Source organism: Shewanella ulleungensis (genome assembly GCF_014648315.1).
In the GTDB taxonomy this organism is placed as follows: domain Bacteria; phylum Pseudomonadota; class Gammaproteobacteria; order Enterobacterales; family Shewanellaceae; genus Shewanella; species Shewanella ulleungensis.
Genome location: NZ_BMQW01000007.1, coordinates 168,383 through 189,330, shown reverse-complemented (window position 1 = coordinate 189,330; position 20,948 = coordinate 168,383). Strand labels below are relative to the sequence as shown.

Genomic DNA, 20,948 nt, shown 5'->3' with positions numbered 1-20,948 from the left:
GACTCCTGAGTTAGATCTGGTCTGCTTTTAGTGCGTAATAGCACACTTTATTTCTGCCACTGCGCTTAGCTTGGTACAGTGCTTTATCTGCTTGTTCAAGTAACAACATTGGATGCTCATCACTGTCGATAATATCGGCACTAACGCCAATACTAACCGTTAATGGAATATGTTGACCGTTATGAGTAATGTCTTGCTCACTGATTGCTTGGCGAATTTGTTCGGCAACTAATAGGGCACCTTCGCTATCGGTACTGGGTAGAATGATAGCAAACTCTTCACCGCCAAAACGTGATACGAGATCGGTTGGACGTTTTAAAAATTCAGTCAGTGTATGGGCAATCATTTTGATTGAATAGTCACCGGTAAGATGACCATATTGGTCGTTAATATTTTTAAATTTATCGATATCAATCATCAATAACGCCATCGGGGTTTGCTGTCTACGGCTAATACGGCCCTCTGCGATTAAGCGGCGATCAAATGCATTACGATTTTTAACGCCGGTGAGACTGTCAATGGTGTTTTGCTCGGTCAGTTTTTGATTCACTTCATGCAGTTCACGCAAGGTAATCTCTAATTCAAGGGTACGTTCTTGTACCATTTGTTCAAGTTTTTCACTGTTCTCCGCTTCTGCGTGCAATGCTTCGTCACGGGCTTCTCGGATCCGCTGTGCTTGTTCGAGTGCTTGTTGTTGAATTTTAAATTTAGCCTTGCGCTCATCGCTGTAACGCAATGCGAGTACCGCCGCCATAGTGAAAACCTCAAACATGAGGCCTATCATGGTAGGTGTTTGCGAAGCGATATCCAGTTTAAGTATGCCGAGATATAGCAGCACTGTAAGGATACAGCCAATTAATAAAGCCAGGCGGCCTAAGGCATATAAGGTTGCATTACGTTGACCGACAAAAGCTTGAATGAGTGAGAATGTGACGAGAATGGTGCTCATAGTTAACACCACAAACACTAAAATATAAATAGCCGAGCTGTAATCAATAAGAGGCATTATCACAGCTAAAGAAAACGAGATAACAGCCATGACTCGGCATATCCGTAGCATTTTTAGATTGTGATACTTAAACTGCAATGCTTTTTCAGTAAACATGAGTGAGAATCCCAATGTTAGCGGGATGATAATGGTAAATATGTACTGTTGCATAATGGGCCATTGCGGCCATAAATAGCGAAATGCCACACCGTATAAACTCGCTGTGAGTATGGTGAGTCCAAGAACATAACCACAGTAATAGCTATAACTGTATGAACTAGAGGCTAGTGCAATAAACAAACTAAATAAGCTAATGGCAATTAGTAGGCCTATTTGCAGGCCAATATATAAATTTTTGGTTTCTGTTAATTGGGTTAAGTCATTAGAAGACCATAAAACAAGCGGTAAGCTAATGCTACCAAGGCTGTCAATCTTGATATAAAACTTGTGAGTATCGCCCGGTTGTAATTCGATAGGGTATAAAAAAATATTACTCAGAAGTGGTCGCTGTTTAAACGGTAATGAGTCACCCATTTGTTGTGCACTAACAAGTTCACCATTAATAAAGTGATATATGACCACGCTATCAAGGAGTGGGTTGTCTAGAGCGATAATTCGCGAAAGATAATCGTCTGGGTTATATATACTGAATGTTATCCAATAATTTTCGACGCCGATATGCTGCGGCTGATCCCCTTCAAATTTCTTCCATGTACTTTCTGGTTGCTCTAATAGTTTGGTTAGTTGACTAATATTTTTACTTTTATTGATATAAATCCAATCTTGTAAATCAATTTTAGTGATTGAATCTGAGGTCAACCGGAGTGGAACGGTTTGTATGGTATTAGCCCAACTGAGTTGGCTTACAAGGAGTAAACAAACCCCCAAAAAAAGGCTGAGACAGTATGTAAATCTTGATGATAAACCTGTAAAGCTAGGGATGTTCATTAGTCTTCTCCCCTCTTCAGGGGAATTGGTAGCCCAAAAAAATTACAGCTGTTTTGAAAGCAATATTTCGCCAGTTCAGTTTCTGGTTGCTGACGGAGTTGCGCCATGACTTGAACAATATAGGGTAAATATTGCGGCAAATTCTTGCTGGATTTGGGCTTAGGTCGCATGCTGCGTGGCAATAAATATGGGCTGTCAGTTTCAGCCATAATGCGGTTGTTAGGGATAAGCGGCACTAACTGTGCGAGCTCTTGTCCACGACGTTCATCGCATATCCACCCGGTAATACCAATATATAAGTCAGATATTAAACAGGCTTCTAGCTCATCTTTAGTACCAGTAAAGCAATGGAGTAAGCCTTTCGGTAAGGCACTTCTATGTTCATTAACTATGGCTATAAAATCTTGATGAGCATCACGGCAGTGCATTAATACCGGCATATTAAGCTCACAGGCCAACGCTAACTGTGCTGCAAAAGCTTGCCGTTGAGCAGGTCTCGGTGAAAAGTCACGATTATAGTCGAGGCCACATTCTCCAATAGCGACAACATTTGGTTGCAAAGCCAGTTGTTTAAGCTTATTGCTGCTTTGTGAATCCCAACTCGAGGCTTGATGTGGGTGAACGCCCGCAGTACTGAATAGTTGTTGTGGATATTGTTGACTAACGGCGCAGGCTTCAGCGCTTTCATCTAAATCGCTACCAATAACAATTAACGGCGAAACATGGTGTTTCGCCGCATCATTAATGATTGAGTCAATGTCGTGTCTTAACCTTTCACTTAGTAGGTTAACCGCGATGTCGATGTATTGAGTCATAGAAGTAATAGCACTGGCTATTTTAGTCGTTTCACTCGGGTGGTAGCATTTCGCTCATCACTTCCAAGCAAAAATGAGTTTAAAGCACCTGTTTCAATATAAACATTTTGGCCCTTTTTCACTTTGTAACGTTCAGCATTAGTTTGCTGCCAAACCTGACCATTGTCTAAAGTAATAATAATTGCGCCGCTGGCAGATTTAGCTACTTTAGCAACAGTAAAGTAAAGTTTATCAACTTCATCCTCGATGACTTTTTTCTGCAAACCAAAATCTTCAACGTTAAGTTCTGGTGCCGCTTTTGGTGTCGCAATGGGTGATGCTGGTGTCACATTTGCTACCACTGGTTCAACCATTATCGGTGCTTTAGCCATTTCTGTTGGCTTAACCAAGGTTGGTGTAGTAGTGAATTCTGTACTTGTTTTTGCATTGGCTGCGAGCTGGTCATAACAACTTAAGCGTTCAGCATTATTCGTTTTGGTTGCACAAACAGACAATTGTTCGCCGAGTTGAGGGTTAGCTTGTGCATTAACTGACATCAACAAAATACCAGTCGCAATTAAACATAAACGCATTGTTTCTTCCTTATTATTTGTCTAGCTAAAAATGGCCAATTAAGGCCATTTTATTTAGCTATCAGCGTGCTCGTTCTCTGGCACGTCATCTTCTTCTTTTTTACTGTAAAAACGTGCAGCTATTAAACCGCCTTCAAACAATAACAGCATTGGTATCGCAAGCATAGTCTGAGAAATAATATCAGGAGGTGTTAGCAGCATACCAATCACAAACGCACCCACTACAATGTAAGGACGTTTTGCCCGCAGTTCATCTGGTGTAGTGACGCCAGCCCAACATAATAAAACCACGGCGACTGGGATTTCAAAGGCTAAACCAAAGGCAAAAAATAACTTCAGAATAAAGCTTAGGTAACTGCTGATATCCGTTGCTACTTGTACACCTTCAGGTGCAACACTGGTGAAAAAGCCAAATACAACAGGGAACACGATGTAATAAGCAAATGCGATGCCCAAATAAAATAACAAGGTGCTACTCGTCAGTAAAGGAACAACTAAGCGCTTTTCATGCTTGTATAACCCTGGCGCTACAAATGACCAAATTTGATAGAGCACATAAGGAATAGCAATAAAAAATGCGAGTACTAATGTCAGTTTAAAAGGAGCAAAAAACGGTGCAGCTACGTCTGTTGCAATCATGCTGCCAGTTTCAGGCAGTGAGCGCATTAGCGGTAGTGCAATATAGTGATAAATATCATTTGCCCAATACACAATCGAAATGAATACGAGTAACACACTGCCAATAGCTTTTAGCAATTTGTTGCGTAATTCAAGCAAATGGCTGATAAGCGGTTGCTGTTGTGACATGAATTATCCGTTAGATTTAGGAAGTGAACTGTTTTCGGATGTTTTTTCGGCTGCTTGTTCCGTAGTTGTGCTCGATGCCGCTGGTTTTTCGGTGGTCGATGCTACGGGGGAATCATTTTCGACCTTGTAAGGGCGATTAACAGATTCCGCGGCTTGTTTTAACTGCTCTATCGACTCTTTTAATTCAGGCGATAAATTGGCTAAACCTTTGCTTTCTGCTTTTTTTAAGTCAGCGTGTAATTGCTCGATTTTCAGTTCTTGTTCGAGTTCATCTTTAACAGAGTTAGCCATACGCTTTAGGGCGCGGATCCAACCTGTCACTGAACGTACCGCAACCGGTAGTCTTTCGGGGCCGAGTACCACAAGCCCCAAAACACCAATCAGCAGCAGCTCCATAAAGCCGATACCGTCAAACATAATAAATTACGCCTGTTTATCTTTAGATTCAGGTTGCTTTTCAGCTGCTTGTTGCGAAGTCGCTGCCGTTTGGTTTATTTCTTGATCTTTGTCTTCTATCGATTTTTTCTCATCTTCTGGAGACATGGCATTTTTAAAGCCTTTTACTGCCCCACCTAAATCACCGCCCAATGAGCGTAATTTTTTAGTACCAAATAATAAAATGACAATTAACGCAACGATTAGAAGCTGCCAAATACTGATGCCGCCCATGAAGATTATCCTCTTTAAATAAAAAATGGTTTTTGTAAAACGTTATCTTAGGAGTACACAATACCATCCAATTCTTTAAGTATTATGAACGTCTAATAAATTAGTGCTAGCTAAAATTTACGATTCTTTGGCCTAGATCGCCATCCAACTGCCCAAATTAATACACCCGCACCTATACAGGTATACGCAGGCCATAGTGTAGCGTTTTGAGATAATAAAATTGTGCCACAGATCAACAATACTGCAGATGTGATCAGCAGGTAATTACTCTTGTGTGATTTTTGTTGATAGCGCAAGTACTTATCTAACATCTGTTGCTGGGTGCCGAGTAGTTTTCGTCCCAGTTTTAAGTTGTCATAAATCAGCTCTGGGAACTCAGGTAATTTGTCTGCCCAAAATGGCGCATTAGATTTTACCTTGTTGAACATGGCTTTAGGGCCTACTTGTTCTGACATCCAATTTTCAAGAAATGGTTTGGCAGTTTGCCATAAGTCGAGTTGCGGATATAACTGACGACCTAACCCTTCGATGTAAAGGAGGGTTTTTTCAAGTAATACCAGTTGTGGTTGCACTACGATGTCAAAATGGCGCGCGGTACGAAATAGTTCTAACAATACATGACCAAATGAAATCTCGTCTAATGGCTTATTAAACATTGGCTCGCATACTACTTTTACGGCCTGTTCAAAGGCAATGATATCGGTGTGTTCTGATACCCAGCCCGATTCAATATAGAGTTGTGCGATGCGATGATAGTCACGATTAAAAAAGGCTAAAAAATTCTCCGCAAGGTAGCGCTTATCCACTTCTGTTAACGTGCCCATAATCCCGCAGTCTAAGCCAATATAAAATGGGTCATCAGGGTGTTCTCGGCTAATAAAAATGTTACCTGGGTGCATGTCGGCATGAAAAAAGTTATCGCGAAATACTTGGGTAAAAAACAGCTCTACGCCACGTTCTGCCAATAATTTAAAATTAGTACCTTGAGCTCGCAGTGCTTCTGTGTCGGATACTGGAATCCCGTAAATGCGCTCCATTACCATTAAGCGTTCGTAGCTGTGTTCTTCGTAAACAAAAGGCACATATAGTGCGTTTGAATCGATAAAGTTATTGCGAAGTTTTATTGCATTAAGGGCTTCAAGTTTAAGATTGAGCTCACCTAAAATTGTGGTTTGGTAATCTTCAATGACTTCTGCGGGGCGAAGGCGATTCCCTTCACCGAGTATCGCTTCAAGCAGATTAGCTGTTTGAGTCATCAATTGCAGATCAGCTAAGATTTGCTGCTCAACATTAGGGCGAAGCACTTTAAGAACGACGTCTTTACCGTTGGATTTTAAAATGGCGGTATGCACTTGCGAAATAGAGGCTGACGCTAATGGAGTATCATCAAAGTCATCGAAATAGGTGTCGATAGGGGCGCCAAGCTCAGCTTCTATTGCTTCGCGAGCCAAGGACGAATCAAACGGTGGCACTCTGTCTTGTAGCATGGCGAGTTGATAAGCCCATTCATCGTCGAGTAGATCTCGACGAGTCGATAGCATTTGTCCCAGCTTAATATAAACCGGTCCTAACTCCTGCATGGCTAATTTTAAACGCTCGGCAGCGGACTTATTTTTGTGTTTGTTACGCACCCAAAATAAGCCATTACGTAAAATGACAAAATACCAAGGCTTTTTGTGTCGAGGGATGAGGTCATCTAAGCCAAAATGCAATATGGTTTTAATGACATGGTAACCACGCCTGATACTTGCAAATGTCATTGAATTATTTGCTCTCTTAATTTGGCTATTTTAGCTTCGATACGTTCAGTTTGGCTTACTAGCTCTTCGAGATTATCACGGAAATGCAGCATCTCAATTTTGTGTGGTGCGAGGCGATACTCTTCTGTTGTCAATTGGCTGATATGCGAGCGAGTTTTTTGCATGACTTGCTTCACTTCTTGACCGAATTGCTTTACGCCAGTAACTAATTTATGAGTTGGAGCATCACCAATATAGCGAGATAAAGGTTCAGCAAAATCGAAATGAATATTGTGTAAGTAGTGACTAAGGCTTTGTAAAAGCTGGATATCACCATCGAGGCTGAGTTTATCTTGTTTAATCAACTCAGTTAAATTAGCCCCTTCGGTTAATTTATAAAGGGTTGATGCATCGGCATTAACGGTAACCGCGACATCACCTTCGTAATAACTCATGACCTGGATTTGCTTGGCAAAGATTAAGTAAATAGGCCAGCTTAACTGGCTTAGCTGAATACAAATCACCTTACCATGCAATGATTTCTGCCTAGCATAATCATCTTTAGCTTGTGGCGGTAATCGATTAAAACCGGTTTCGATAGCCGCACAAACTAACAAAGCAAACTGATTGGGCACCATTAGAACTTATAACCTTTGTGCAATGCCACAACACCATCGGTCATGTTGGTGTAGTCAACCTGTTCAAATCCGGCGTCGACCATCATTTGCTTCAGGGTTTCTTGATCGGGATGCATGCGAATCGACTCCGCTAGGTATTCATAGCTGTCGGCATCTTTAGTGATCAGTTCGCCCATTTTTGGCAACACTTTAAAGCTATACATGTCGTAAACTTTGCGCATTAATTCATGCTTAGGCGTTGAAAACTCCAGTACTAACAGTTTACCACCTGGTTTTAATACACGTTGCATTGAGCGTAATGCCGCATCTTTATCGGTCACATTACGTAAACCAAATGCAATGGTAATAATGTCGAAGTGGTTGTCTGGAAAAGGTAATGCTTCAGCATTGGCTTGTACGTAACTCACGTTATTCACTATGCCTTTATCTCGCAGTTTAGTGCGGCCCACTTTGAGCATCGAATCGTTGATATCGGCAAGTACAACTTGGCCACGATCGCCAACTAAATGCGAAAATTTAGCGGTTAAATCACCGGTGCCGCCAGCGAGGTCTAATACTTTCATTCCTGGGCGTGCTGCCGCCGTTTCAATAGTATGACGCTTCCAAAAGCGGTGAATACCAAAAGACATCACGTCATTCATAATGTCGTATTTAGCAGCGACAGAGTGAAACACATCCGCGACTAAATCAGCCTTTTTATCCGCTTCGACGGTTTTATATCCAAAATGAGTGTTCTTTGGTTCGCCCTCAGACATCGGTATATTCCTATAATGTGCGATTATTCATTGCGAGTGTAAGTAATAGCGAGTGTAAGTCATTGCGAATGATTGCTGAAACACTGTAGTGCTAGAGTGTGACAACAATCAATTAGTTGTCATGCATACACGTTCAGTGGGTCACATCATCTTAACACGCAGCAATGTGCTCGCGTCGATTAACCCTGATTAACGTCGCTATCAAAGGCTAAAAATTGCCATGCATTAGAGCATAAAATTAGCCTTTAATGAATAGCTTCTGGGGATTCTAATTCAAGCGCGCTAGCCGCCCTTGAATATAAGCATAAATTAACTCACTAAGGCCTTGGCCAACATCTCGATAACCTGCGTCTTGCCCCGCGTGATGGCATGCTGGTGCAGCCTCTGCAAAATGCACATAACTGCATGGGCAATGTTTGGCGATATAGTGCACATAATGGCAGGCATCGAGTAGCGGAATGCCGGCAAATGTGGCGGCACTACTAGGCATATTGGCAATAGCGTCAACATCGAGCTCTAATGCGACCGGTAATTGAGTTTGATTTAATCCTTTTGCAATGTGCTTTAAAGCCATTTCGAGTGGCAGTTCACGGCGCACCCAAATTTGTTGAAAACTATGCCATGTGGCACCAAAAAGGCTCAATTGTTCAAGTGTGGTCTCGGTATTTTTCAGTTCATGCAACCCTAAAATATGATAGTGATCTAATGCGCCGCTTGCGGCTGCATAACTAAAACCATTACCGCTATGACGTCCTTCTCTCGGTCTGAAATCACTGTGAGGATCTAGGTTTACCGCCGCAACCGGTAAGCCGTTATAGGCTTTGGTTGCCATTAATAAACCATATGCATTGTTGTGACCGCCACCAATCACTATTGGTTCTAATCCGGCTTGTAATATATGGGTTGTTGCTTCGATGACTAATTGGTCTAGCTCTGCAGTGGCTTGGCGAAGCTCACCAATGCTGGCTGTTGATTCTGGTGAAGGTATTAGGCTGATTTGTCCGAGGATAACGCACTCATTACCGTCTAAAAAACGATTAGATTGCTGATTAACAAATTGGCTGACACTCGCATTAAAGGCATCGTTTGCACCCGCACGGCCTAAATTTGCCCGAGGCCCAACATCTTCGGTTATTGCAAAAATGGCAAAGCGAGCACCCTGTGACGCGGCATATTGTGCATTTTGCTCAAGTGATAGTTCAGCGTTAGCCAGTAAAACCCGCTGACCTAATTTAGTCTCATTAGCTCTGATGTTGAGCAATTTCTGACAATGTTGTTCAGTAAATGCAGTAAACATAGTATGCCTCACTGTAAAATAGTCATAAAAAAAACCAGCATAGCTGGTTTTTTATGGGTTGTCGGCCAGCTACAATAATGTGTTTAGCAACGACTCGATATCGGTTAGGTATTATTCAATATCTAGCGGTTCTGGAGATAAAATCACTCCAGTATTGTCGGCATAAATGTGGTCGCCAGGTAAGAAAGTCACCCCACCAAAGTTAACCGGAATTTCAACTTCACCAACACCGTTACCTTCAGCACCAACAGGAATAGATGCAATGGCTTGAATACCAATATCAAGTTCTTCAAGTGCGTCAACATCGCGCACAGAACCATAAATAATAATGCCTTCCCAGTTGTTTGCTACAGCAAGTTCTGCAATTCTACCGTCTAGTAGTGCGCGTCTTAATGACCCGCCACCGTCAACTAATAGTACCTTGCCTTCACCATCTTCTTCTAAAGCGTCAGCAATCAGGCCGTTATCTTCAAAACATTTAATGGTACTGATTGAGCCACCGAAAGAGCTGCAACCACCATAGTTACTGAACATTGGTTCTACGACATCAACTACATCAATATACATGTCGCAGAGTTCTGAGGTGTTGTATTCCATATTTAACTCCTGTTAGGCAGCAAGGATAATTGCTGGGTAAAGCAAAGATAAATGAATTATATGAGCTTTTTACGAAAATAAAAGCCTTATCAATCACGCGATTGTTGTAAATCAACATATTGTGTAAATGCATTAAATGAGTTGATTAATCTAAATACAGAACAAGGATCAATTTTGGAAGTAATTTTCTTTCAATTTGAACCAATTAGTCGATATATGTTGATTTAGGTCATCCTAATACGTTTTTTAATTACATTTATCTCCGACATTTTGTTAGCATATTACTAAGTTTTTTAATGTTAGTTTAAATTTAATGCTAGCTTTAGGGGCATGGATCCCCCGTTACGCTTACGGAAGGCAGAGAGCCTGAAATTGAGGTTCTTATGGAAAATATCGATATGATTGAAGTCTTAGGATATGCAGCATCTGTAATGGTTGCTATTTCTTTGATGATGAAAGACATCATTTTATTAAGATGTTTAAATTTTCTGGGTTGTTCTTTCTTTGTTGCTTACGGGTATTCAATCGAAGCGTGGCCAGTCGCGGGTATGAATGCCTTCGTTGCCTGTATTAATATTTATCACTTAGTTAAAATTTACCGTAATAAACAGTTGCAACCTCAAACTGCCTAAATGACTGTTTAACGAAGTTAGTTATATTAACTAAGTCGATAAAAAACCTCTCAAGCTTATGTTTGGGAGGTTTTTGTTTTTACCGCCTCATCCAAAGCTGTGTTTACTATAGAAAATCATTCACTATTTCACTGTCATAAAACTTTAGGCTAACTGTCACCTCGCATTCATTGCGCCTCTTTACTATTTGACTTGTTAACAAATAAATAACCTTGCTCGGGTTGAATATGTCCCAGCGTTTGGCATGGAGTCAAGCATGAAGATAAGTATCAGTGAGTTAGATAAATATTGGTTTTATTGGATAGTGCAATTTAGTCGAGACAACCAACTAAGCCAAGCGGCTAAACGCGTGTCTGCAACTGGCGATGGTCAATACTATGTTTATTGGTCTGTCGCATTATTGTTTTTTCATCCTCAAGGGCAACAATTTTTTAATTTAGTGCTCGGCAGCTTTATTGTTGAATTTCCGCTGTATTTATTACTAAAAAATAGTATTAGGCGTCATCGTCCCTGCCATGCATTGGCCGATTTTGACTCAGGTTTTGAACCGTCTGATAAATTCAGCTTACCGTCTGGTCATACTGCTGGAGCGTTTGTGTTTGCCAGTGTCGTGCATGTGGTTTTTCCGTCATTGGCACCTATTGCCTTTGCTTGGGCGTGTTTTGTCGGGGCATCACGAATTGGCCTAGGCGTACATTACCCGTTAGATATTATTGCCGGAGCAGGGTTAGGGATGGGCTCTGTTATGTTGGTTGAGCAACTCATGTTGTAACAAAGCAAGTACATGAAGCTTAATTGTTATCATACTAGTCAACTCACACGTTGAGGACATTTACGTTATATGAAAATTTTGTACGGGGTTCAAGGTACGGGTAATGGCCATATTAGTCGTGCGCGAGTGATGGCCAAAGCGCTTGGTCAACATAATATAGATGTCGACTTTTTATTTTCAGGTCGCCCATCTGAACAGTACTTTGATATGCAATGTTTTGGCGATTACCAAACTCGTAACGGCATGACATTCATGACTGAAAATGGTCGAGTTAATGTGCCTCAAACTGCCAAGCAAAATCTAATGACTAATATTTTTTCTGAAATTAAGCAATTAGAGTTAACTGGTTACGACCTTGTATTAAATGACTTTGAACCTGTTACCGCTTGGGCTGCGCGTCAGCAAAGTGTGCCGTCGATTGCGATTAGTCATCAAGCTGCATTGCAACACGCTGTACCTAAGCAAGGCACAAATTGGTTTAATGAATTGCTCCTGAATCGTTTCGCACCAGTAGATATTTCACTCGGTTGTCATTGGCATCATTTTGGGTTTCCTATATTGCCGCCTTTTGTTGAGGTGTCAGCGAGTGGTGGCGATCATAGCCACCAAATATTAGTCTATTTACCGTTTGAGGACCCCGATCAGATTGTTGAATTTTTAACGCCGTTCGACCAATATCAATTTTTTGTTTATCACAGTACTAAGCCGTTAAAAGGTATTGGGCCGCATATTCATTGGCATGGTTTTAACCGAGAAGGGTTTAAGCAACATATGTCCAAGTGCGGAGGTGTGATTGGTAATGCGGGCTTTGAATTAGCCAGTGAGGCGATGACGTTAGGTAAAAAGCTGTTGGTTAAACCATTGATGGGGCAATTTGAGCAATTAGCGAATGTCGCAGCGCTGCAATTATTGGCCGCGGCCGAGAGCATGGAAAGCCTAGATTCTGTAATATTAAAGCGCTGGCTTAAGTCATCATCGCCTAATCCGATTGCTTATCCGCAAGTGGGTAATGCGTTAGTTGATTGGTTAAAAAAGGGCGATTGGCATCAGCCTGAAATGTTATGCAAAGATTTGTGGTCGCAAGTAGAACTACCCGAAAACTGGCATAAAAAGCAATAATGCCAGCAGAACCATAGGCATAAAAAGTACGAATGCTCGCACTTTTTGGGTAGCAGAGTACTGCTAATCGTTCCACAATGTTTACGAGTGGCGGTTGTGTAGCACTTCTAATAGCTGATCTTCTAGCTCGAAACGAGATTCCATGGCTTGTGCCAATTTCGATAGGTCTGTATCTAATTGATATAAAATGTTTTCGTCAGCGGCTTCGGTATATTTATCGTTAAAGTCCAACGCAGTATCGGTACTTTCACTAATTTGTGGCAATAAACCTTTGGCTGTATCTATGCTCGATTCGCCAAATTTCTCACAAGCTTTTACTACGTTATTGTAAACCTCAAAGTGGCCTTCAGACACATAGTCGACTAACTGATCGCAAAAGTCTTTAACTTGTTCAAGGCTTGGTAGCGACTTTTCTGTCCGAGAATATGGTGCAAGACCTGCGACAATAAAATACTGGATCAATAATTTTCTGCGGTGATTAAGCCACTGATCGATTAATTTGTTCGCGCCGCCCCAGCGTTGTTCTGCTTTTTCTAATTTTGTTAACATGTATTTTCTCTAATCAGCAACCTTTCTATAACACCTAATGTATTGGACAAAGTGTATTATGATCAACTGTTTTATTTATATTTTCAGGACCAACCAGCTAGAGGCGTTGAATACAGAGGGTAGGGATTATAAACAATAAAAAACCCCGTGATGGCAAGCCATCACGGGGTAACTAAGTTTTCAAAGGCTCGATTGATCGGGCTTCTTGATTGTTCTTGCTAGCGCACACTTTTTATACCAAACGACTAACTTTGGTGCAACGTTTAATCCTATATTTTGCGATTTACACGTCAGTATTGTGCGTTTTGTGAGCAACAAAGTGGATATGTTAAAAAATTAGCCACTAGATTTAGGAATAGCTCACATAAATCTCGCTTGAGTGGTTACATTAATCGCGTAAGTGCTAAACTAGCGCCCAGCAGAAATCATAACAGTCTAGGAAGAAAGCCCACATGGCAGAATTAAAAAATGATCGTTATTTACGTGCGTTGCTAAAGCAGCCAGTTGATGTCACTCCAGTATGGATGATGCGTCAAGCAGGTCGTTATTTACCAGAATACAAAGCAACTCGAGCTCAGGCTGGCGACTTTATGTCTTTATGCCGCAATGCTGAGTTGGCTTGCGAAGTGACATTACAACCGTTACGTCGTTATGATTTAGATGCTGCGATTTTATTCTCAGATATTTTGACTGTACCCGATGCAATGGGTCTTGGTTTGTACTTTGAAGCTGGCGAAGGTCCACGTTTTGAACGTCCAACAGATACGATTGATGCCATCAAAAAACTTTGCATCCCAGATCCCGAAGACGAGTTAGGTTACGTAATGCGTGCAGTGAGCACCATTCGTCGTGAACTTAACGGCGCAGTACCATTAATTGGCTTTTCAGGTTCACCTTGGACACTGGCCACTTATATGGTTGAAGGCGGTTCTAGCAAAACGTTCGAAAAAATCAAGCGTATGGCATATGCAGAACCTGCCGCATTGCACATGTTATTAGACAAGTTAGCTGACTCTGTAGTGTTATACCTTAATGCTCAAGTCGCTAACGGCGCACAATCGTTAATGATATTCGACTCGTGGGGTGGTGCGTTATCACATCACGCTTACCGAGAGTTCTCATTACGTTATATGCAAAAAATTGTTGATGGTTTAACCCGTTTTGCCGACGGCCGTAAAGTGCCAGTAACCTTGTTCACTAAAGGCGGTGGATTATGGTTAGAGTCTATGGCTGAAACTGGTTGTGATGCATTAGGTTTAGACTGGACTGTTGATATTGGTGATGCACGTCGTCGCGTAGGTCATAAAGTGGCGCTACAAGGCAACATGGATCCATCAATGTTGTATGCATCTCCTGAGCGTATTCATCAAGAAGTTGATCAAATTCTAGCGAGTTATGGTGAAGGTACTGGCCATGTATTTAATCTAGGCCATGGTATTCATCAACATGTTGATCCTGAACATGCCGGTGCATTTATCAATTCTGTGCATGAGTTATCTGGTAAATACCACAAGTAATTATTGGTATTGCCTAACAAAAAGCGAATCTTCGGATTCGCTTTTTTGTTTTGTAATGGCCATTTTTTGTCTTGGATTCTTTGTGCGCTCTAGCGAGTAGTAATCCGCATTATTCACCTCTGTCTATTTGTTTTATGTTTGAACCTTTTCCTTTATCCATTGGCTAATATTGACTCAGCATCTGTAATTAAAATGTGATTTGTAAAAGTTAATTTTGTGCTATTTTTTTGAGTCATAAAGGCATATTGTTAATGGTATAGATGAATAAGAAACACAGGTTTTAATGGTGTTAGCCAATCATTCTGTGCGGTAAAGCGCAAAATGGCTTTAGCGTTTAATTAGCAATAAATGAGTCATTATTGAGGTTAGTGGTTAACGATTCTAATATTCGTTTAGTGAATGATTTAGTCAATATTAAATCACAATCACAATCACAAACGGTGTAAGTGGAGGTTTATATGAAATGTAACGTAGGCAAAACAGATCGCATGATAAGGATAATACTTGGAACATGTATTATTGCTGTTGGTTTTTATAATCAGTCTTGGTGGGGAGTAGTTGGCATTGTTCCACTATTTACAGCAGCAATTGGCTGGTGTCCTGCTTATGTGCCTTTTGGCATATCAAGTTGCGAAACCAAGAAGTAAACTTAACACTTTAAGTATTATTGTGGGGTATGTCGTCAGAGGATGACTTGTTCTCATCATATTTAACCATTGATGTGTAGCGTGTACATGTACACAAGGGAACTTTGCGCGTTGTATTTAGCAACGGTTGAGGCTAGGTGTTAATTAGTTTAAATGTAGGAATGTCGATGTGGGATCAAAGATATAACGAACAAGACTTTGTATATGGAGTCGAACCTAATGATTTTTTAAAATCAGAGTATTCTCGCATACCTAAAGGTGGCAAAGTGCTGTGCTTAGCTGAGGGCGAAGGTCGAAATGCGGTGTTTTTGGCTAAGCAGGGTTACAAGGTTACTGCTGTCGATCAATCTCCAGTCGGACTTAAAAAAGCACAAGCACTTGCTGCAGAGTGCGGTGTAGACATTGCGACTGTTGTAGCCGATTTAAGTGACTATGATTTAGGTCACAATATGTGGGATGGCATAGTGTCAATATCTGCACATGTCCCGCCTTTATTACGTAAAACCCTCCATCTGCAAGCTGTTAATGCGTTAAACAATAACGGTGTATTTATTTTAGAAGCATATACTGAGCGTCATATTCATATGACAGGTATAGGCGGACCACCGGCGTCTAATAAAGAACTATTTATGTCTCTTGAAGAGTTAGAAACTGAGCTTAAAGGGCTAGAGTTTATAATTGGTATTGAAGTCGAAAGGCATATCTCTGAAGGGAAATATCATCAAGGAGACAGTGCTGTAGTGCAAATAGTGGGATGTAAAGCGGCTTAAATCAACCCAAGCGGTGGAGGCTAGCATTCATACTTTATCCGTCGGATATATTGCCTCCTGTTATATCCACTTACCAATAACAATGGATTTTACATTTAAGCAACAATTATTTATAGTATTATGTTGCTTAAATAAACAAGGTGGTTACAGCATCATCGGCTTTGATGAAATGAATAATACAAGGGAGTGTAAAATGAGATTGTTAGTCTTGGCAGTACTATTGAGTGCGGTGGTTTCGTGTCCTAGCGAAGCTAAAAGAATGAATATTTACGGTGAAATCCTCGTAACAAACATTACCCCAGAAAGTGGTGCAATGTGGACTCGCGTTAACCATAAAGCGCCAATGTATCCTATTGAACTTGCTAAGGCGCGAATGGTTGGCTGTACAATATTGTCATTTGATGTTGCTGAATCTGGTAAAGCTGAGAATATTCAAACAGACATTTCAATACCCAATACCAAGATTAGCCAACACGCAAAAAGTATTGTGAGCCAGTGGCAATGGCAAACTGATCAAACGCCAACCGTGAAAGAAAGTCATACTGTTCGTCTCGATTTTTGTTTAGGGCTGGAATCGCTAGAAAAGACTCAGCAAGCTTGTGCAAAACAAGTACAACTCTCATGTGAGTAATCGTTATCATCACCTCGAACTCACGTTTTTTTAAGTTGTCCCCGTGAACGTCTTAAGAGCTAATTGTTAGCTTTTTGTCACCAGCTCTATCTTAAATTCACTGCCAACGCCGGGTTGGCTGTCTATTTCAATTCTGCATTTTAATAAGCCTAATAATTGCCTGACAATGGCGAGTCCGACGCCGAGTTGTGGCAGGCTTTGATTTGCTTCATACGACAATGTGGTCATCGACAATTGTTTGAGGGCATCAACTTCATGTTTGTGCATGCCAGCGCCTGTGTCGCGCACGGTTAACCATTGTTGGCCATTGAGTTGCGTGTTGACGATTTGAATTTTGCCACCTGTTGGTGTGTAGCGCAGGGCGTTGTCGACTAAATTGTTGAGTATGCGGCGCATTAAAGTGGGGTCGGTATAGATTTGTCCTGCATGATTGATGTCAAAATCAAGCTGTACCCCCAGTTTTTTAGCTCGTGGGGTAAAGGTTTGCTCAATGTCGCTGAGTAATTCAGTTAAGTTAACCTGTTGCAATTGTGCGTCGATTTGGCCGTTTTCTAATGCGGCGAGTTCTAATAACTGGGCGAGCAATTGCTGTAAGGTTTGGCCTGAGTTTGCTGCATACTGGATCAGCGCTTGGTCGCGCTCATCTTCAGGTAAAATAAGCCAAGTATCGATATAGCCTAATAGCGCGGTAAGTGGGGTTTTTAGGTCATGGGACAAATGCAATAAAAAGTCATGCTTAGCTTGTTGCTGGCGCTTAACTTGCTGTTGTTGTAACTGGATCTCTTGCAGCAGGTGATTGATGTGATGACTCAGTTGGCTTATCTCTAAACTGCCACGATAACGCTGCGGTAGCATTAAATTTTCTGACATTGGGTTATCTTTTAGCTCAGTTAAGTCTTGGGCTAATTTTTGGATCGGACGAGTAAAATAGCGCAATAAAATAACAAAGAGCACCAAGGCAAAAATGATCCAAAAACCAATGGTGGCGCCCCAAATTTTAGGTTGGTTTTCTGCGTTGATAAGCGCTTGCCAGCTGTCGTAATCTTCACCTCCAATAATGACGTACAAATAGCCACTGTGCAGGCCTTCTGGTGTTACAAGTTTACTGACAGAGAATATCTTTTGCTTATCTTCACCGCGCGGATCGGTGCCAAGCACTGGCAGGTTTTCGCCGGCTAAAAACTGCTGAATAATATTAGTATCAACGCGGTGTTTTTTAATTTTTTCGTCTTTGGCATCATAAGCAATCACTTTGCCATCTGGATCTAGGGTATAAATTTCAAAACTTGGTCCTAACAACATAAAGTCATGAAAGGCTTCTTTAAGTGCGGCGTCAGAGGTGATGCCTTGAGATAATAGCGGGTTAATGTGGGCCATGTGTTCGGCCAATTCACGGTGAAGTGATTGTTGTATTTGATTACGGCTAAACTCATGGTTAAGTTGCAACCACTGCCATAAGGCGACAAATAACAATAATACGATCAGTGTAGCGGCTAGAAATAATCGGTTAAATAAGCGATTCATTAGTGGGTTTGCACCTCTGGTGGTGAAAATTTATAACCCACGCCCCATACTGTTTTCACTAAGTCGTGTTCGGGTGAGCACTGCGATAGTTTATTGCGTAATCGATTGATATGGCTATTCACAGTGTGCTCGTAACCATCGTAGTTATACCCCCATACTGCCTCGAGTAGTTGCATACGGCTAAAGACTTGTTGTGGGTGTTTTGCTAAAAATAATAGTAAATCAAATTCACGGGCTGTGAGGGTCAGTGCTTTATTAAATGCGGTGACTTCGCGAGTGCTGGAGTTAATTGTGACGCTGTTAAATTCAATCTGTTGAGTTTGCTCTTGTTGGGCTTTACCGCGTCTTAATAAGGCTTTTACGCGTGCGCGTAGTTCTAACACACTAAAGGGTTTTACCAGATAATCATCGGCTCCGGCCTCAAGACCTAATACCACATCGGCTTCTGAGTCTTTAGCGGTTAATAGCATTAGCGGGACTTCCTTACCGTCTTGGCGTAATTGTTCGCACAACATAATGCCGTCACCGTCGGGGAGCATGCGATCCAATAAAATTAAATCGAGCTTTTTGTGCTCAATAACCTGCATGGCTTGCTTTAAGGTGGTGGCGTGGTCGACGCTGTAGTTGAGTGCTTTGAGGTTTAGGATAATTAATTTAGCCAAGTCTTGTTCGTCTTCGACTAGCAAGATATGTTGCGGACAAACATGGCCATTATGTTTCGCGGTTCCATTCATTGTGACTTCCTCAAAGCAAATCTAGTAATTGCATTAATACTTAGACCTGCTTTGAGGAGAATAAATTTCAATGTGGTTGAAGTTTATTCAGTGCGCCTAATGGTGACAGCGAGTACTGGGTTATCAAAACGGTGCGATGCATCAAGAACTGAGTCATCTAAGCCGTCATACATTGAAATCACCCCTGGGTGAATATGAACAAAGTCAACATCATCACGTGAGGCGTTAAAGCCCTCGCCGCCATCAGCAGGACCAGGCATGGTGCCTTTGGCTTCGGTGTTTGCCTCGGTGCCAGCGTCATACGCCATAAACTTCATTGAGCTTGAGCCATCCACTTCCATGCCAGCAATGGTGTAGCTGTTTATGCCTGTAAAGGCATCGTTAGTGTTAACCAACATGGTGGCTAAGCTAATGCTGGCAACGTCTGCTTCATCTAAGGTTAAGGTCAATGTTTCTGACATACCAGGCATTAATAAGCCTGTGCCGTTGATACTGTTATTAATCAGGCTGAGTGCAGCAATATCTGCAGTATCGCCACCTTCGGCCATTTTCTCTATGGCTTCGCTGGCCATTTCACCGGCGTTCCACAACATGGCATCACTAGCATGAGCGGCTAAAATCACCGGCGACATGGGTTGATTAGCAGTCAGGTTAGTGACGGTAACCGTGAAAGTTTGCATCACTGGTGCTGGTGGCGTCTCGTCAACGGTGTCATTGTCATCATCACCACACGCAGTTAGTAAGGTGGCCGCTGCCAACATGGCCAGTAAACTGGGCTTTAATGTAAAGTCAGTGAGTTTCATGGGCTACCTCCTTATTTTACTGTTACCACAACTTTGGCAACAGGATTCAACCAGCGGTGTACGCGGCTGTCTAGATCACTCATGCCACCAGCAGGGTCCATGTCTCCTAATACGCCAGGATGAGTATGTACGTTGCTGTTTTCACTGTTGTCCATTACGCCTGTACCGTTAGCTCCACCATCGCCGCCAGGTGCTGCAGGAATACCTGGTACACCAGACATGCCACCACCATTAATGATTTCATCATTGGCTTCGGTGCCAGCATCATACGCATTAACGTACATAGTATAAGTGCCCGCTTCTGTTGGAATTTCCCAGCCATCTAGCCCTACAAAGGCATCGTTGGTAGGTAATACCATGGCAACAATTGATAAATGAGTGTTATCGCCAGTATCAAGCATCACTTCATTTACACTTGCACCAGCCGCTAGTAATCCCATAGCAGGGTTGGCTGATGTGACGCCAGCATTACCGATAACCGCGGCATCTAAATCGGCAATATCTCCACCTTCAGCCATTTTTTGTAAAGCTGCAGAGGCTTCTGTGCCCACTTGAAACAGATGACTGTCAGCGTCGTGAGCTGCGATCAAAAGAGGGGTAAAGTGATTTCCGTGGGTTAAATTGGTTACACTGACTTCAATATCAGCGGCTAGGGTGGGTAGGCTAAATAATCCAGCAGCCATAAGACTTGCAGTCACTAATGTACGTTTCATAACCGAGCTCCTTTTGTTTAATTGCATCTAGTATGCGGCAGGAGTTTCACCAGGTTATTGCCAAATTATCACAAAAGTTTAACATCGTAGCTGGCTATATTGGCGTGTGCTAAAGTGTGCCTAAACTGATAAGAAAATAAGATTATGATTAGAGAACTGACCCACGCTGACTTTGATGCAGTGATAGCGCTAGGTGAAATTGTCCACGGTAGTGGTTATATGGATATTGCTGAATTAACAGCCATTTATCACAAAGGTATTAAACATGGCATTAACGCCAATTTTGTCGCAATTGAAAACGAACAGCTTATTGGTTTCAGGTTAACCTATGCCGCAGGACAGTGGCCGCAAGATCAATGGTGCTCAGTAGACAAATGGGGCGTTGCATTTGCCGATGTGTGTTATTTCAAATCGAACACTATTGCCGAGTCTGCCCGTGGTAAAGGCCTTGGTGGGCAATTATTAGCGGCATCGAAAGCGGCGGTTATTGCTCAAGGTGCTAAAGCGGGAGTAAGCCATTTGTGGCAACAAAGCCCCAATAATGCGGCTGTGCGCTATTTTACTAAAGCGGGCGGACAGCTCATTACCGAACACCCACAGCGCTGGCATCAACGTTACATGGGTGAAGAGTATATGTGCGTGATCTGCGATCACGACTGCCACTGTGTCGCCTGTGAAATGCTGCTAGTTTTTTAGTGGGATTTACTGATTT

Annotated in this window: 24 protein-coding genes; 8 read left to right on the top strand and 16 right to left on the bottom strand. The window is 41.9% G+C overall.

Going from position 1 to position 20,948, the window contains the following annotated elements; all coding sequences use genetic code 11:
• Positions 1 to 10: 10 nt before the first annotated feature.
• The 11 genes from IEY40_RS14395 to rraA form a co-directional block, all read right to left on the bottom strand.
• Positions 11 to 1,936: a sensor domain-containing diguanylate cyclase gene (locus IEY40_RS14395; protein ID WP_188957348.1), complete on the bottom strand. Its 1,926-nt coding sequence runs from the start codon at positions 1,934 to 1,936 to the stop codon at positions 11 to 13.
• Entirely contained in the window at positions 1,936 to 2,751 is an 816-nt protein-coding gene (locus IEY40_RS14390) for a TatD family hydrolase (protein ID WP_188957346.1), read from the bottom strand. Before IEY40_RS14390 ends, IEY40_RS14395 begins: the two co-directional genes overlap by 1 nt.
• A gap of 17 nt (positions 2,752 to 2,768) precedes the next feature.
• Positions 2,769 to 3,323 (bottom strand): hypothetical protein, encoded by a 555-nt coding sequence (locus IEY40_RS14385; protein WP_188957344.1) that lies wholly within the window; start codon positions 3,321 to 3,323, stop codon positions 2,769 to 2,771.
• Positions 3,324 to 3,377: 54 nt separating this feature from the next.
• Positions 3,378 to 4,130 carry a twin-arginine translocase subunit TatC gene (gene tatC, locus IEY40_RS14380; RefSeq protein WP_188957342.1) on the bottom strand — a complete coding sequence of 251 codons (753 nt, stop codon included), beginning with the start codon at positions 4,128 to 4,130 and terminating at the stop codon, positions 3,378 to 3,380.
• A gap of 3 nt (positions 4,131 to 4,133) precedes the next feature.
• Complete coding sequence (gene tatB, locus IEY40_RS14375) at positions 4,134 to 4,547, bottom strand: Sec-independent protein translocase protein TatB (protein WP_188957340.1); 414 nt, start codon at positions 4,545 to 4,547, stop codon at positions 4,134 to 4,136.
• 6 nt (positions 4,548 to 4,553) lie between these two features.
• Positions 4,554 to 4,799 (bottom strand): Sec-independent protein translocase subunit TatA, encoded by a 246-nt coding sequence (gene tatA, locus IEY40_RS14370; protein WP_188957338.1) that lies wholly within the window; start codon positions 4,797 to 4,799, stop codon positions 4,554 to 4,556.
• A 110-nt stretch (positions 4,800 to 4,909) separates the two neighbouring features.
• Positions 4,910 to 6,559 (bottom strand): ubiquinone biosynthesis regulatory protein kinase UbiB, encoded by a 1,650-nt coding sequence (gene ubiB / locus IEY40_RS14365; RefSeq protein ID WP_188957336.1) that lies wholly within the window; start codon positions 6,557 to 6,559, stop codon positions 4,910 to 4,912.
• Positions 6,556 to 7,176: a ubiquinone biosynthesis accessory factor UbiJ gene (locus tag IEY40_RS14360; protein WP_188957333.1), complete on the bottom strand. Its 621-nt coding sequence runs from the start codon at positions 7,174 to 7,176 to the stop codon at positions 6,556 to 6,558. The genes ubiB and IEY40_RS14360 overlap by 4 nt, the downstream gene beginning before the upstream one ends.
• Positions 7,176 to 7,931 (bottom strand): bifunctional demethylmenaquinone methyltransferase/2-methoxy-6-polyprenyl-1,4-benzoquinol methylase UbiE, encoded by a 756-nt coding sequence (gene ubiE / locus IEY40_RS14355; protein WP_188957331.1) that lies wholly within the window; start codon positions 7,929 to 7,931, stop codon positions 7,176 to 7,178. Before ubiE ends, IEY40_RS14360 begins: the two co-directional genes overlap by 1 nt.
• Before the next feature lie 268 nt (positions 7,932 to 8,199).
• A complete protein-coding gene (locus tag IEY40_RS14350) occupies positions 8,200 to 9,228 on the bottom strand; it encodes a formimidoylglutamase (RefSeq protein ID WP_188957329.1) in 1,029 nt (342 codons plus the stop codon).
• Between the two features lie 111 nt (positions 9,229 to 9,339).
• Entirely contained in the window at positions 9,340 to 9,825 is a 486-nt protein-coding gene (rraA, locus tag IEY40_RS14345) for a ribonuclease E activity regulator RraA (RefSeq protein ID WP_188957327.1), read from the bottom strand.
• A gap of 383 nt (positions 9,826 to 10,208) precedes the next feature.
• Here rraA and IEY40_RS14340 point away from each other — a divergent pair, with 383 nt between their 5' ends.
• From IEY40_RS14340 to IEY40_RS14330, 3 genes are all read left to right on the top strand, one after another.
• Positions 10,209 to 10,457 (top strand): YgjV family protein, encoded by a 249-nt coding sequence (locus IEY40_RS14340; protein WP_188957325.1) that lies wholly within the window; start codon positions 10,209 to 10,211, stop codon positions 10,455 to 10,457.
• Between the two features lie 256 nt (positions 10,458 to 10,713).
• Positions 10,714 to 11,229 (top strand): phosphatase PAP2 family protein, encoded by a 516-nt coding sequence (locus IEY40_RS14335; RefSeq protein ID WP_188957323.1) that lies wholly within the window; start codon positions 10,714 to 10,716, stop codon positions 11,227 to 11,229.
• Positions 11,230 to 11,298: 69 nt separating this feature from the next.
• A complete protein-coding gene (locus tag IEY40_RS14330; protein ID WP_188957321.1) occupies positions 11,299 to 12,348 on the top strand; it encodes an MJ1255/VC2487 family glycosyltransferase in 1,050 nt (349 codons plus the stop codon).
• An 81-nt stretch (positions 12,349 to 12,429) separates the two neighbouring features.
• Here the strand turns inward: IEY40_RS14330 and rsd are convergent, their stop codons facing one another.
• Complete coding sequence (gene rsd / locus IEY40_RS14325; RefSeq protein ID WP_188957319.1) at positions 12,430 to 12,897, bottom strand: sigma D regulator; 468 nt, start codon at positions 12,895 to 12,897, stop codon at positions 12,430 to 12,432.
• Positions 12,898 to 13,349: 452 nt separating this feature from the next.
• Between rsd and hemE the strand changes: the two genes are divergently transcribed.
• From hemE to IEY40_RS14305, 4 genes are all read left to right on the top strand, one after another.
• Positions 13,350 to 14,414, top strand: a complete 1,065-nt coding sequence (gene hemE / locus IEY40_RS14320; RefSeq protein WP_188957317.1) for a uroporphyrinogen decarboxylase — start codon at positions 13,350 to 13,352, stop codon at positions 14,412 to 14,414.
• Positions 14,415 to 14,872: 458 nt separating this feature from the next.
• Positions 14,873 to 15,061, top strand: coding sequence for a YgaP family membrane protein (locus IEY40_RS14315; RefSeq protein WP_188957315.1), 189 nt, complete (start codon positions 14,873 to 14,875; stop codon positions 15,059 to 15,061).
• Positions 15,062 to 15,228: 167 nt separating this feature from the next.
• Positions 15,229 to 15,831, top strand: a complete 603-nt coding sequence (locus IEY40_RS14310) for a class I SAM-dependent methyltransferase (protein ID WP_188957313.1) — start codon at positions 15,229 to 15,231, stop codon at positions 15,829 to 15,831.
• Between the two features lie 193 nt (positions 15,832 to 16,024).
• Positions 16,025 to 16,462: an energy transducer TonB gene (locus IEY40_RS14305; protein WP_188957311.1), complete on the top strand. Its 438-nt coding sequence runs from the start codon at positions 16,025 to 16,027 to the stop codon at positions 16,460 to 16,462.
• A gap of 66 nt (positions 16,463 to 16,528) precedes the next feature.
• Here the strand turns inward: IEY40_RS14305 and IEY40_RS14300 are convergent, their stop codons facing one another.
• The 4 genes from IEY40_RS14300 to IEY40_RS14285 form a co-directional block, all read right to left on the bottom strand.
• Positions 16,529 to 17,986: a sensor histidine kinase gene (locus IEY40_RS14300; RefSeq protein WP_188957309.1), complete on the bottom strand. Its 1,458-nt coding sequence runs from the start codon at positions 17,984 to 17,986 to the stop codon at positions 16,529 to 16,531.
• Positions 17,986 to 18,720 carry a response regulator transcription factor gene (locus tag IEY40_RS14295; RefSeq protein ID WP_188957307.1) on the bottom strand — a complete coding sequence of 245 codons (735 nt, stop codon included), beginning with the start codon at positions 18,718 to 18,720 and terminating at the stop codon, positions 17,986 to 17,988. Before IEY40_RS14295 ends, IEY40_RS14300 begins: the two co-directional genes overlap by 1 nt.
• 83 nt (positions 18,721 to 18,803) lie before the next feature.
• Entirely contained in the window at positions 18,804 to 19,523 is a 720-nt protein-coding gene (locus IEY40_RS14290; protein ID WP_188957305.1) for a spondin domain-containing protein, read from the bottom strand.
• 11 nt (positions 19,524 to 19,534) lie between these two features.
• Positions 19,535 to 20,236 (bottom strand): spondin domain-containing protein, encoded by a 702-nt coding sequence (locus IEY40_RS14285; protein WP_188957303.1) that lies wholly within the window; start codon positions 20,234 to 20,236, stop codon positions 19,535 to 19,537.
• Between the two features lie 144 nt (positions 20,237 to 20,380).
• Between IEY40_RS14285 and IEY40_RS14280 the strand changes: the two genes are divergently transcribed.
• Positions 20,381 to 20,932 (top strand): GNAT family N-acetyltransferase, encoded by a 552-nt coding sequence (locus IEY40_RS14280; RefSeq protein ID WP_188957301.1) that lies wholly within the window; start codon positions 20,381 to 20,383, stop codon positions 20,930 to 20,932.
• Positions 20,933 to 20,948 lie beyond the last annotated feature (16 nt).